The organism is Sorangium sp. So ce1504 (assembly GCF_051521635.1).
Taxonomy (GTDB): domain Bacteria; phylum Myxococcota_A; class Polyangia; order Polyangiales; family Polyangiaceae; genus Sorangium; species Sorangium cellulosum_B.
Window position 1 is genome coordinate 4236486 of sequence record NZ_CP150365.1, and the last position, 12969, is coordinate 4249454.

The 12969-nt window shown below is 72.6% G+C and carries 9 protein-coding genes; 2 read left to right on the forward strand and 7 right to left on the reverse strand.

Features of this window, described 5'->3' with window-relative positions; translation table 11 throughout:
- Positions 1 to 44 precede the first annotated feature (44 nt).
- Positions 45 to 779 carry an SCO family protein gene (locus WMF39_RS16095; RefSeq protein ID WP_437746381.1) on the forward strand — a complete coding sequence of 245 codons (735 nt, stop codon included), beginning with the start codon at positions 45 to 47 and terminating at the stop codon, positions 777 to 779.
- A gap of 16 nt (positions 780 to 795) precedes the next feature.
- Here the strand turns inward: WMF39_RS16095 and WMF39_RS16100 are convergent, their stop codons facing one another.
- Together WMF39_RS16100 and WMF39_RS16105 are read right to left on the reverse strand one after the other, a co-directional pair.
- Positions 796 to 5322, reverse strand: coding sequence for a sigma 54-interacting transcriptional regulator (locus WMF39_RS16100; RefSeq protein WP_437746382.1), 4527 nt, complete (start codon positions 5320 to 5322; stop codon positions 796 to 798).
- A 41-nt stretch (positions 5323 to 5363) separates the two neighbouring features.
- Entirely contained in the window at positions 5364 to 6131 is a 768-nt protein-coding gene (locus WMF39_RS16105; protein WP_437746383.1) for a DUF3105 domain-containing protein, read from the reverse strand.
- Positions 6132 to 6208: 77 nt separating this feature from the next.
- On the opposite strand from WMF39_RS16105, the gene WMF39_RS16110 reads away from it, so the two are divergent.
- Positions 6209 to 7105 (forward strand): diguanylate cyclase, encoded by an 897-nt coding sequence (locus WMF39_RS16110; protein ID WP_437746384.1) that lies wholly within the window; start codon positions 6209 to 6211, stop codon positions 7103 to 7105.
- 16 nt (positions 7106 to 7121) lie between these two features.
- Here the strand turns inward: WMF39_RS16110 and WMF39_RS16115 are convergent, their stop codons facing one another.
- From WMF39_RS16115 to WMF39_RS16135, 5 genes are all read right to left on the reverse strand, one after another.
- Positions 7122 to 8243 carry a hypothetical protein gene (locus WMF39_RS16115; RefSeq protein WP_437746385.1) on the reverse strand — a complete coding sequence of 374 codons (1122 nt, stop codon included), beginning with the start codon at positions 8241 to 8243 and terminating at the stop codon, positions 7122 to 7124.
- A 77-nt stretch (positions 8244 to 8320) separates the two neighbouring features.
- On the reverse strand, positions 8321 to 8575 hold the full coding sequence (locus WMF39_RS16120) for a hypothetical protein (protein ID WP_437746386.1): 255 nt from the start codon (positions 8573 to 8575) through the stop codon (positions 8321 to 8323).
- Positions 8576 to 8683: 108 nt separating this feature from the next.
- Positions 8684 to 10132, reverse strand: a complete 1449-nt coding sequence (locus tag WMF39_RS16125) for a cytochrome c3 family protein (RefSeq protein WP_437746387.1) — start codon at positions 10130 to 10132, stop codon at positions 8684 to 8686.
- An 11-nt stretch (positions 10133 to 10143) separates the two neighbouring features.
- Positions 10144 to 11805 (reverse strand): hypothetical protein, encoded by a 1662-nt coding sequence (locus tag WMF39_RS16130; RefSeq protein WP_437746388.1) that lies wholly within the window; start codon positions 11803 to 11805, stop codon positions 10144 to 10146.
- Between the two features lie 242 nt (positions 11806 to 12047).
- Positions 12048 to 12809: a HEAT repeat domain-containing protein gene (locus WMF39_RS16135; protein WP_437552765.1), complete on the reverse strand. Its 762-nt coding sequence runs from the start codon at positions 12807 to 12809 to the stop codon at positions 12048 to 12050.
- Between the last annotated feature and the right edge of the window lie 160 nt (positions 12810 to 12969).

The following is a 12969-nucleotide window of genomic DNA, read 5'->3' on the forward strand; positions in this document are numbered from 1 at the left end:
TCGTCGCCTTGACTCGCTGGCGACAGGCCCTTAAGCGTCACCGGATGGTCTCAACGGAGCCCACGCGCCACGCGAGCGGCGCTCTGCCGCCTGCGGAGCCGACCGGCCAATCATTTCCGTCCGACCGCGGCGACGTGGGGAGGCCCCGGCGCGGCGGGCTCGTGGGCACGCCGGTGTTCTGGGCCGCGCTCCTCGCGCTGGTCGGGCTCGTGGTGCTCGTCACCATCGGGATCGCCGGGCGCGCGCTCCACGGCCAGGCCGCGGAGACGCCCGCGATCCGCATCCCTCTGCCCGCCTTCGAGCTCACGGATCAGCGGGGCGCGCGGTTCGGGCTGGAGCAGCTCCGGGGCCGCGTGTGGATCGCGGACTTCATCTTCACGACCTGCCCGACCGTCTGTCCCAAGCTCACGCAGCGCATGAGCGAGATCGAGCGCCGAGGCCGCGATCTCGGTGACGCGCTCCATCTCGTGACATTCACCGTCGATCCGGAGAACGACACCCCGGCGGTGCTCGCGGCCTACGCGGCGTCGCAGCGGCTCCCGCTCGAGCGCTGGACGTTCCTGACAGGCCCCCTCGATCAGATAGAATCGACGGTCCTCGACGGCTTCAAGATCGCCATGGGCAAGAAGGAGTCGAGCCCTGGCCTCTTCAGCATCTTCCATGGCGAGCGCCTCGTGCTGGTCGACCAGCAGGGCGTGATCCGCGGCTACTACGAGGCGAACGACGACGGGATCGACGCGGTCCTGCGCGACGCGGGCGCCCTCGTGAAGTCGAGGTGACCCGCTCGGGCCCTCCTCACGCCTCGATGGAGAGCCGCTTGATCATCTTCTGAAGGCCGAACCTGGACAGGCCCAGCAGCTTGGCGGCCTGCGTCTGGTTCCCGCGCGTGCGCTCGAGCGCGTCGCGCACGAGCTCCGTCTCCAGCGCGTCGATCCTCGCTCGGACGTTGAGGCCGAGCTCGCGGGGCGTCGCGGTGCCGCCGTGCGCGATCTCCGGTGAGAGGTGCTCCCGATCGATGGTCCCGTCGCAGAGCACGATCGCCCGCCGGATCTCGTTCTCCAGCTGGCGCACGTTGCCCGGCCACGCGCAGGCCGAGAGCCGCTCCATCGCCCCGCGCGTGACCCGGACCGGGCCGCGGCTGTGCTTCTCGACGAAGTGCTGGACGATGAGCGGCACGTCCGTCGCGCGCTCGCGCAGCGGCGGCACCCGGATCGTGATGATGTTCAGCCTGTAGAGCAGATCCTCCCGGAATGCGCGGGCCCGGACGAGCGCCTCCAGATCCCGGTGGGTCGCGGCGATGACGCGCACGTCGACCTTGCGCGTCCGCTCCGAGCCGATCGGCCTCACGAGGCCGTCCTCGATGACCCGCAGCAGCTTCGTCTGCATCGCGAGGCTCATCTCGCCGATCTCGTCGAGGAACAGCGTGCCCCGATCGGCCACCTCGAAGAGCCCGGCGCGCGGGCGATCCGCGCCCGTGAACGCGCCGCGCACGTGCCCGAAGAGCGCCGACTCGAGGAGCCCTTCGGGGATCGCGCCGCAGTTCTCGCTCACGAACGCGTGCGCGGCGCGCGGGCCGTTGTGGTGGATGGCCCGCGCCACGAGCTCCTTGCCGCTGCCGGACTCGCCGCATACGAGCACCGGCACCTCGGAGGCGGTCACCCGATCGACGAGGCGCAGCATCGCGCGCAGCGGCTCGCTCTCGCCGATGATGGCGTCGTACCGGTAGCGGGTGTCGCGGCCGCCGCGCGCCCTGGCGAGCTCGATCGCCGCGGCGTCGAGCTCCGCCTCGCGCCGCGCGAGCTCCTCGGCGAGGCGCGACGAGGCGCGCTCCGCGCGGCGCGCGGCGCGGCGCAGCTCGACCTGCGCGCGCGCGTCGGAGATCGCCAGCGCCGCGACCGACGCGATGGCGCGCGCCCACCGCAGCTCCTGCGCGCCGAACGCGCCGCGGCGCACGCGGTCGTCGAGGTAGACGACGCCGAGCGCCTCGCCGCGCGCCACGAGCGGGACGGCCAGCACGCTCCGCAGCTTCAGCGCGTGCACGCTGTGGTGCACGCTCGGCAGCTCCCCCGCCGCGTCGACCGCGACCACCGGCTCGCGCGCCTCCAGGGCGCGGCGCGCGAGCGTCTCCGACAGCGCGAGCTGCTCCGCGCCGAGGCGCGAGCGCGCCAGGTTGCGCGCGGCCCGCGGGACGAGGCGCCCGTTCGGGGCGCGCAAAAGCAGGAGCCCCCGCTCGACCCCCGTCCAGAGCACGAGCGCGTCGACGACCCGGTCGAGCAGCGGCGCGAGCCGCTCGCGCTCGCCGAGCGCGCCGACGAGGGCCTCCAGATCGCGCGCCTGCTCGGGCCGAAGCCCGCTCTCCGGCATCGCCCGCGCGCGGACCACCCACGGGAGCGACCGGACCGCGCCGGAGAGCGCCGACGCCCCTGGTGAGGCAGCGGAGGCGCCCGCCGAGCCTGCGCCCGCGGTGCGCCCGCAGAGCTCGCGCGCGGCGTCGGCGAGCGCCGCGAGCACCCGGTGCGCGACGTCCGTCTGCCCGGCCCTGACGGCCAGCGCGTGCGCCGCGGCCAGCGCCGGGCCGCGCGCCGCGATCGGGGCGCGGGCGCCCGCGAGCGCGGCGATCGCTGGGAGGACGCGGTCGCTGCGGCCGCGCCACGCCGACGCGCCCGCCGGGCCGCGCGGCGCGTCGTCTGCGGCGAGCGCGGCGCTGACGTCGTCCGCGGCGAGCGCGATCGTGGCGCCGACGTCGTCCGTGGCGAGCGCGATCGCGGCGCGCGCACCCCACCAGTCGAGCCGCGAGGCCGCCCCGGGCTCCGGGCCGTTCGCGAGCTCATCGAGCTCCTCGACGCGGGCTCCATCGAGCTCGCCCGCGCCGTGGCGGAGGAGCCGCGCGGCCGCCCGGAGCGTGTCGTCCGCGGAGCCTCCGGCGACGAGCGCCGCCGCGCGCGCCGCCGCCGCGCGCGGGTCGACGTGCGATCCGACGTCCGCGCTTACGACGCCGTCGCCCCTCGCGGCGACCACGTCGGCGATGGCCCAGAGCGCGTAGGCCTCCGCCTTCGCGTCGCCCGCGTCGCGGGCCCGTGCGATGGCGTCCTCGGCGGTCCGGCAGGTCTCGTGCACCAGGCCCGCGGTGGCGTAGGCGGCGGCGCAGGCGAGCAGCGCCCGGGCGCCCTGCGCCGGCCGGCCGAGGTGCTCCCAGAGCAGCGCCGCGCGGGTCGAGGTCGCGATTGCGCCGTCGAGATCGCCGAGATCCACCGCCGCCGCCGCCTCGCCGGTCCGGTAGGTCGCCTCCTCGACCACCGCGCCGGCGCGGACGGCGTAGTCGACGGCGGCGCTGAACGACGCGTGCGCGCGCTCCGGATCGCTCGCGTGCCACGCATAGCCGCGAACGGCGGCCATCCGCGCCAGCTCCTCCACGGAGCTCGCGAGCGCCTCGCCGCGCGCCACCTCCGACAGCGCCCGCGCGGTGTCGCCGCGCAGCACGGCGAGCAACGCGCGCACCTCGCAGAGCGGCGCCGTGACCGCCTCCCCGGCGAGCGCGTCGGCCGCCTCCAGCGCCCCCGCGTCGATCGCGACGCGCGCGAGCACCGCGCGCGCGCGCCCCTCCGGGTCCGCGCCGGCGTCGATCGCGGCGCGCGCGCGCTCCTCCGCGAGGGCGCGATCGCCGGCGCGCCGCAGCACCTCGGCCGCGAGCGCCGCGGCCTCCGTTGCGCCTCGCACGCACGAGCGCAGCATCAGGCTCCGCGCGCGCCCGGCGTCGCCGTGCAGCCGGAGCGCGTTGGCCGCCGCGACGACCAGGCTGGCCGGCGCGTCGTCGCGCTGCTCGATCGCCTCGAGCGCGAGCGGATCCGGCGGCACACGCGCGATCGCGAGCGCCAGCGCCGCCGCCTCCGCCGCGTCGATGGCGTGCGCTTCGGCGGCGCCCTCGGCCGCTCCGCGGTCCTTCGGCGCCACGCTCGCCCGCCGCCGCGCGCCGCTCCCCGGGGTTCCCAGCACGGCCGCCTCGACGTCCGCGAACGTCCAGGCGCGCGGCGGGACCTGCCGCGCGAGCGCGACGAGCGCGTCCGCGAGCGCCCTCTCCGGCGCAGACGCGAGCGGCCCCATCGGCCACGCCGCCGCGCTCGTCCCCGCGAGCGCGGTGAGCCACCGCGCGACGCGGTCCGGCCCGAGCCGCCCCAGCCACGCCGCGTCGCTCTGCGGCGGGCCCACGCGCGCCGCGCCGTCGCCCGCGCGGAGCGACGCGCCGGAGAGCGCGCGCACCCGCTCGACCACCGCGAACGCGTCCACGAGCCAGGGGGCGACATCGTCGCGCACCCCGAGCGCCGCCTCGAGCTCGTGTCGCCGCAGGCGCAGGTAGGCGGCGCGCACGCGGCGCGCGTCGCGGTCCTCTCGATCGCGCTCTGCGCCGGGCGCCCCCGCATCGCGGCCGGCGCGCCCCGGGGGCGAGGCGAACGGGGGCCGCGCGCGCTGCGCGCCGGCGATCGCGGCGCGGGCCGACTCGGTGACCCACGCGGACGACGGGCGCGCCGCGGGTGAGGGGGAGAGGAGCGCCCGCCAGATCGCGTCGAGCGTCGGCCCGGCCGCGCTCTCCGCGGCCGCCGCGGCCCGCGCCGCTCCGATCGGATCGTCCGCGTCCGCCACGCCGGGGAAGGCGATCTCGGCGAGCAGCGTCCCCAGCGCGAGCAGATCCCTCGCCCGCGCGTCTCCGAGCTCCGCGTCCCCGCGCGCGATGTACCGCAGCGTCGCCCCGTCCACGGACGTCTCGTGGATCGAGCAGGCGAGCCCCAGGTCGATCACCGCGATCCGCCCCTCCGGCGTCAGGATCAGGTTCTCCGGCTTGAGATCTCCGTGCGCCAGGCCGATGCCATGCAGGTCGGCGAGCGCCTCGCCCGCGTCGCGCGCGGCGGCGAGCGCGAGCGCCGCGCGCTCGCCAGGGGGCAGCCCGCGCAGGGCGTCGGCGACGGCTCGCCCTTCGATCCAGCGCATCGCAACGAACGCGCGCCCCTCCTCGCCGGGGGCGCCCTCGACGCGCGCGACGCGCGCGACGCCAGACGGCGCCGCGAGCCAGCCGACGTCGACGAGCTCCGGCAGCCGCGGCGAGAGCGCCAGCGCCGCGTGCAGCGCCTCGCGGCCGAGCACCCGCCGCACGGAGGCGCGCTGCGCCGCGGACGCTCCGCGCTCGCGCGGCTCGATCTTGAGCGCCACCACGCCGCCGCGCTCCTGATCGACGGCCCTCCAGACCTCGGCCGACCCGCCGGACCCCGCGACGTCCAGCAGCCGGAAGCGCTCTGCCAACCGAGGTGTCACGGTCGACGGCTCGCTCATCCCCGGAATGCTCCCGGGCGAGGAGCCACCTGTCAACCCGGTTACGGATCCGGCGGAGCGCCCCCCGCCGCGCCCGCCCCGCCTCCGCCTCCGCCTCCGCCCGATCCGTCGCCGCAGCTCGGCGCGCCGCCATCTGGCAGATCGATATCGACGGCCCCCGCGTCGCTGCACGTGTCTTCCGGGCCCATGCCGTAGTGGTCCGCCACGAAGCGCGCGAGCGACGTTTTGTCGAGGCACGTCGCGGTGTACGTCGCGCCCCAGGCCGCGGCCGCGACCGGGGTGTCCAGCGCGCTGTCGGGCGTCATCACGAGCCGCGCCTCCGGCCCTCCCGGCACCAGGAGGCACTTCGGATCGGAGGCGGCCTCGGCCCGCACCTCGTCCAGCACCGCCTTCACCTCTGCGCAGCCGGACGGGGCGCACCGGTACGCGAGGACGATCGCGCCGTGCTCGAGGTTGTGGACGTACATCTCGCGCGGGACCTCGGACTCGAAGCGCTTGTACTCGGCCCACAGGCCCCAGTGATCTCCGCCGCTCGGCGGGTTGGTCGCGTACTGGACAGGCGCGCACGTGACCACGTGTTGCGCCGACGTGACGGGGATCCCCGTCTTGACGACGACCTTGCACTCGGTCTCGCCCGGGAGCGGCGGAGCATCCGGAAAGCTCGTGACGGTCTCGGGTTGTTGCGGCGCGGGCGCGGCGTCGCCCTCGTCGATCGGGGGCGAGCTCGTGCCACACCCGCTCAGAGGAACGGCGAGCCCGGCGACCATCGTGGCAGCGACGCACATCTGCGCGAAACCGCAGTGTTTCATGGCCGAAGCCTACCATGTCCGACGCGCGACGCGCGTTGCCCTGGCACGTCGGCTCTGGTGTACTTGGGTCCCCTAGCGTGGCGAAGCAAGAGAACGATCATCGGCAGACGCTCGTCACCTGCACCGCGATCGCCCCGCCGGTGCTGCCGGTGGCGCCGGGCACCGCGTGCCTGGTGGTGATCTACGGCACCGAGCTCGGGCGCCGCATCGCGCTAGGGACCGGGGCGATCGAGTGTGGGCGCGCGATACAGACCGACATCCCGCTCGACGACGACGCGGTGAGCCGTCGTCATGCGCGCATCTCCTGGACGGGGATGAGCTACGTTGTCCGCGATCTCGGCTCGACCAATGGCACCTACGTGAACGACGTCTCCGTCGATGAGCGCGCCCTCAAGGACGGTGACCAGGTGAAGATCGGCCGGACGATCTTCAAGTTCATCCAGGGTGGGAACGTCGAGCTCTCGTATCACGAGGAGATCTACCGGCTGATGACCTTCGACGGTCTGACGCAGGTCCACAACAAGCGCTCCTTCGAGGTCGCGCTGGAGCGCGAGGTATCGCGGGCTTGTCGCTACCATCGCCACCTCGCGCTCATCATGTTCGACATCGATCACTTCAAGAACATCAACGACACCCGCGGGCACCTCACGGGCGACGCGGTGCTCCGCCAGATGGCCGCGCTCGCCGCTGCGAACGTCCGCCGCGACGACATCCTCGCGCGCGTCGGCGGGGAGGAGTTCGCCCTGCTCGTGCCGGAGATCGCCCTCGACAGCGCCCGTCTGGTCGCCGAGAAGCTGCGCGCGCTCGTGGAGCGCACGCCGTTCCGCTTCGAGGACGGCGAGGTCGCCGTCACCGCGAGCTTCGGGGTCGCCGGCGTCACGCCGGACGCGCCAGTCTCGCCGATGGAGCTCTACCGCCGCGCCGACGAGCGGCTCTATCGTGCGAAGAAGGCCGGGCGGAATTGCGTGATGTGACGGCGCGCAGGCGCCGTCAGGGCGAGGCAACCGGGGCGGAGCAGTCTCGCGGCGCGGCGCCGTTGAGGATCCACGCGGACAGGATATCGATGCCGTCCACGTACGGCGTGACGTCCGGATCGTCCGGCGTCTCGGGGCTCTGGGGGTGAAACCAGAACACGGGGTTTGAAGGCGGGGGAGGCATCGGCATCCCCACCACGAACGCCGCCTGCAGCCGCTCGGTCTCCTGGCGGAGCTTCTCCGCCGCATCGGCGGACAAGGAGGGGTCGGACGCGCTCTGCCCGATGAGGATCTTGTAGAGCAGGTAGCTGTTCCCCGGGTTTCCCGGATCGATGAGCGGCATGGCCCTGCCGAAGCGCTCCGGGGATGCCTCCCCCATGTGCGCCTTCTCGCCCATCTGGGTCTGGTGCGCGGTGCGCCCGATGGCGGTGTCGAGGAGCGCATCGATCCGGTTGAACATCGGCCCCCCCAGGTTCAGGTTCAGCCCTGCGGCGGCGCTTCCGTCGAAGTGGCACCCAACGCAGGTGGAGAGGAAGTACGCGGCCCCCTTCACGCAGACGCTGCACACCGGATCGTCCGCGCACATCTCCGCGACGCACTCGAGGTCTCGCTGGCAGTAGAAGTCGCCGCTCGGCGGGCGCTCCGGCATCGCCTGAGGCGGGTTCGTCGCCGCGACGGAGAACTCGATGCGCGTGTTGCCGCCGAGGGACGCGCCGTCGAACGCGCGGATGCCGGACAGCGCAGCCTCGTCCGCCGGCTTGAAGACCGTCAGCGCATACCGGGTCCCGGGAACCAGGCCCGGCATGCCCTCGATCTGGCGGAAGATGACCTCCCGCTGGACAGGGTTGTACGTGGGCGCCAGGGCGATCGGATTGACGCAGTCCGCGTAGGTCTGGACCGTGGCCAGATCGCCCGAGACACACACGGATTCGGCACCGACCGTGGCGCTCACCGAGCTCGGCAGCAGGTAACGATCGAACTTCAGCACGAAGCTCGCGGTCGACAGCACCTCGGTCGTGCCGGCGGGATCGAGCGCGGTGCGGACGGGCTGGTAGTTCTGGTCGAGGCTGGTCGTGGCGCGCGCCTCGATCAGCTGGACAGGAGGGGCGTCGATCGGCTGGAGCGTGGCCTCCCCCACGTCGCAGCCGGCCGTCGCGAGGGCCGCCTGCAGGCAGAGGGGGAGGGGGGCAAGGCGCGTCGCGCGAGCCAGCGTGCTCAGCTCTCGGAATAGAGCGAGAGCTGCTCGCGGACGACCTTCTCGTTTACCCCGGACTGAATGTGCTCCTTGAGACAGTCGGCCAGCGTGATCAGCATGTCGTCTACCCCTTTCTCCTCGATGAGCTTCGACAAAAGTTGGCGTGCATCCCGTCCGTCGTCCTCGCGGAGGAAGCCCCGCACTGTCTCCAGCGTGATTTCCCCCTGGAAATCGAGATAGAGGTTGTCGATCAGGTACTTGATCAGCTCCTTCACGCCCGTTCTCCTTGGCGTTCGCGGCGATCGTTAGGGAAGCCGCGCGCACTTCGCTATACCCGTCGCCGGAAGGCCAGGGCAAGGAATATACTGACGGATTTTGACTTTTCATTGGCACCGCTGCACGAACCTGTCGCTCGACTGATGGCACACCAGGCACGGACGCGGGTTCCGGGAGAACGCCGTCTTGCACTTGCTCTCGAACCCGAGCGGGTGCGGGTTCAGCCCTTGCCCGCCTGACGCCCCGCGCGTCGCGTGGCAGGTCGCGCAGTCCCGCTCGGTGTGGCAGGAAACGCACGCATTCAGGTTTCGCTCGGCTTCCCAGGCGTGGTGCTTCGCGCTGCGCGGCGCTGTGGTCCACTCCGCCGGCGGGGGATGGAAGCGGCGCCCCGCAGGCCGCGCTGCGCTCGGCGCGTCGCGCGCCACGCCCGTCCGCCGGTGACAGTCCGCACAGAACGTCTGCTCCTGATGGCAGCTCACGCAGCGGGGATTGTCCTGCCGGGCCGCTTGCGGGTGCATCGAGAGGAAGTCGTTCGGGTGGACGTTGCGCGGACGGATCTTCCCGTCGTGGCAGTCGGTGCAGTAGTTCGCGCTGTGGCATGACCCGCAGAAGGCGCTGTCGTTCGCGGCGACCTGCTTGTGCCGCTCGAGCCAGTCGGGCGTGTGCCCCGCGCTGTGCAGCCACGCGGGCGGCAGCAGATCGCCCGTGGCGAACGCGGTCACGAGCCGCCCGTCGGGGCGCGTCAGGTGGCAGACGTCGCAGTCGCTCTTCGCCTCACCCTGGGCCGCGCCGCTCATGTTGTGGCACGTGAAGCAGCCGGCCATGCGCGGCAGCTGATCTCGGGTAGCGAGCTCGATCCGGTCGACGCGGCCGTGGCACTGGCTGCACTTGATGTTCCGGCTCACGTGCTTCGCATGAGGGAAGCGGAGGTTCGCGTGCGGCAGCACGAGCGGCGCCACCTTTCCGTCGCTGCCAGCGTTCTCCCCGATATGGCAGTACGCGCACTGTCCGTTCTCGTTCGTCCCCGCCTTCACCTGGGTGAGGTCGGAGTGATCGACATCATGACAGTTGTCGCACGTCTCGCTCGGCTTCGGCAGCAGCCGGTCCGTCACCGCGCCGCTCGTGTAGGCCGCGCCGTGGCACGATTTGCACGTCTGCTTGAGCCCCTTGACGTGCTTCTTGTGGTTGAACCGGATCGTCAGCGTCTGCGGGGGGTAGATCTCGTCGCTCGGGACCGGGGTCGCGCTCGTCCCAGGCGGCATCCACGCCAGCGGCACCTCCGCGTCGGCGGGCATCGGGTGGAGGCCCGACGTGAACCCGCCGCGCGGCGCCTTCGCGGGCGCCTCTCCCTCGGCGTCGCCCTCCTCCGCGTCATCATCTGCCGCCTCGGCGCCGTCGTCTCCCGCTGCCGCCGGCGGCTTCGGCTGGGCAGCCGCCTCGGGGCCCACGATCGCGAGCGCCAGCGCGCCCAGGCATGCGACGATCGCGACCCACCCAGGGACGAACCTCGCCTCGTCTCGCCGAGCGCGGCGGCGTCCGTCCTGTCTTGCGTCCATGCGATCCTCGCTCACGGCGCCACCCGCAGGTTCACGAGGCCGACGACCCGGAAGCGCTGGCCCACAAGCCGGTTCATGTCGTGCTCCCACTCGATCTTGAAATCCGCGGCCTCGCCCGGCCGATACCCGGCCCCGAGGACATATCCGAACGACGTCGCGCCCCGGTCCGGCCTGAGCGGATCCTCCCAGTTGTACAGCGACATCCGCGCTCCGAGCGCGTAGCGCTGCCCGCTCAGCCGCTTCTCTCCCGCGAGATCGGCCCCCGTCCGCCGCCCGCGCTCCCCCGTCTGCAGCATCCCGCGGAGCTCGACCGACGTCGTGCGCGTGCGGTAGCGGCCCGCGAGGTTCGCGAGCACATCGGTCGAGATCGTCGCGGCGCGGTTCTTCTCGTCGCGCGCGTAGTCGCGGAGATCGCCGTCATTCGGATCGAGCGACGTCGCGCCGACGCATCCTGGTCGCTCCACCGCCTCGCACTGGCCAGCGCCGAACTCCTCCGGGTTGCCTTCGGCGATCCACATCCGCGTGCCGCCCCAGGCCGCGACATCGATCTCGCGGGTGATGTCCACCGCCGCCCGTCCGGTGATCGTGGTGATGGGATCGTGGGTGAACCAGTTCCAGATCGAGTCAGCGTCGAACGTCGGAACGAAGTAGTCGACGTCCGCCCCCAGCGTGACGCGGCTCCCGGCGTACACCTCCAGGCCGCCGTAGAACGAGCCGACGAGCTGGTTGTAGAAGTCGTAGGTCACTCCGCCCTTGATGCCACCGAGATCCGGCTTGCTGATGTTGGCGGCGTACCCGAGGCGATCCTGCGAGATGCGCGACCCATCGGACGTCCGGACGCCTCCGTCCGGATCCGGGAACTGCTGGGTGACAGAGGTTCCCAGGTTGTAAACGCGGCGGTAGGTCAGGCGACCGTGGATGTAGTTCGGGCCGGCGCTCTCGAGCGCGACGCCGAACGCCGGCGCCAGGTCGGCCTCCTGATACGACGGGAAATCGGCTGCGCTCCCGGGTTGAGTCCGGTCGTCACCGAATCCTCGGTGGCTGCCGCGCCAGATCCCCTGCCGCTCGAAGCGCGATGTGGAGAGCGGCAGGCCGCCGCGCTGCTCGAGCCCGCCGTACGCCTCGAGTTGAACGTAGTAGGGCGTCGTCACCCGGACGAGCGCGCCGTCGAACGACCACCACCCGAGCACGTCGCTCACGTACTGGCGGCCGACCCGGAAGCCGAGCCACCCGCTGGCGACGTTCCGCCCTTCGACGTACGCGTACATCAGATCGAGGGGCGCCTCGCGCAGCCCCGGGATGTAGCGCGAGCCGCCATCGACGCTGTAGTCGGTCTCGCCGCCCCGCTGCGCGCCGTCGAGGTGGCCATTCATCCCGAAGTCCGCGTCGAGCCGGAGCCGCACGGTCGCCGAGTAGTCGGCCTCGCCTGGGGCGGAGTCGCCCTGGAGGTTGTAGACGGCGAGCCCCAGCGTCTGAAGGAGCCGCCGCCGCTCGATGTTCGTGTCGCCCCAGGGGCCCGCGACCTCGTAGGCCTGGACGCCGGTCGTCGACTCGACCTCGAAGTCGGCTGCGGCCGCGCTGCGCGCGGCGAGCGCGCAAGGCAGCAGGCACGCCGCGGCCAGCGCGCGTGACAGGGGGAGGCGACGGAGGGGGACGCGACGGGCGCTCCCCACGAGCGTGCCTGGGCGCGCGGCGCTGGGGCGCCGGGGACGAGGTCGTGACGGAAGCTCCGCCATCCATGAGCGGTGCTCAATCACGGACTGCGCTCGCTTTCGTCTTGTGCGGGCCGGTCTGCGCGGCTTCGCTCTCAGCTACCGCCGAGGGCTGAACAAGCATGGCGTGGAGTTTCGTCCACGCGCGGTGATGCTGTCAACCCGATCGCAGGACGAACGGACTTGTCACGATGCGCGCCGGGTCAGCTGTATCCAGCGCCCTTCCGGAGCTTGCCGTCCGAGCCCACGCTGAAGCCGTTCGAATCCTGCAGCGCCTGGCTCGCGCTGCTCCGCAGCTCGGCCGGCACCGTCCAGCCCCGGGTCATCAGCCCCTCGGCGACCTTGTTCTTCACCCGGACCGACTCCTCGGTCGCGAGCATCTTCACCAGCGCTGGCACGCTCGCCTCATCGCCCTGGGAAAAGATGGTCTGCACGGCGTGGAAACGGACCGTCTCGTTGACGTCGTCGAGGAACCGCTCGACCGCCACCCGCACGTCGTCGCCCTTGATGTCGCCCAGCGCCATGATGAGCTGCTGCTTCGGCTCGACGTTGCGCGCATACTCCGTGTCGAAGCGGTCGAGCAGCTGGACGAGCTCGGTCCGGTACCCGGTGTCGTCGAGCAGCGCCCGCAGGATCTTGAGCGGCCAGGTGAGCGCCTCGGCCTTGATGCAGAACTCGACCACGGCAGGCACCGCGTCCTTGCCCGCATCGACGATCCCCCGGAAAGCCAGATCCTTCTCCTCTTGATCCGTGATGGAGGGGTCGATCGAGAACGTGAAGCGCCGGAGGAGCGCCGCCGCCGCATCCGCGCTCTTCATCGCGGCGAGCGACTGGATGGCGTCGAGGCGGTCGTACGTCTGAGCGCGCTTGTCCGCGACGACCTTCGCAGGCCCGGCCACCTTCTTGTCGGAGGGGGCGCCCCCGGCAGGGGGATTGCTTTTGCGGAGAAAATCGAAAATACCCAACGCTGACCTCTGCTGGCTGTCCCCGCCGCCCGGTCCGAGCTACCCGGCGATCGTCGCCGGATCTATAGCGGGGCGCATCTTCGTGAGCTACGGGCTCATCCGCGTCGTTCGGCTCGCTGCGGCGTACTCTCGTACGCCTCACGCGCCTGCCTAGCGGCTG

Coding starts and splice junctions, on each gene's coding strand:
- WMF39_RS16095 (WP_437746381.1), top strand. CDS start 45: ATGGTCTCAACGGAGCCCACGCGCCACGCGAGCGGCGCTCTGCCGCCT.
- WMF39_RS16100 (WP_437746382.1), bottom strand. CDS start 5,322: ATGAGCGAGCCGTCGACCGTGACACCTCGGTTGGCAGAGCGCTTCCGG.
- WMF39_RS16105 (WP_437746383.1), bottom strand. CDS start 6,131: ATGAAACACTGCGGTTTCGCGCAGATGTGCGTCGCTGCCACGATGGTC.
- WMF39_RS16125 (WP_437746387.1), bottom strand. CDS start 10,132: ATGGACGCAAGACAGGACGGACGCCGCCGCGCTCGGCGAGACGAGGCG.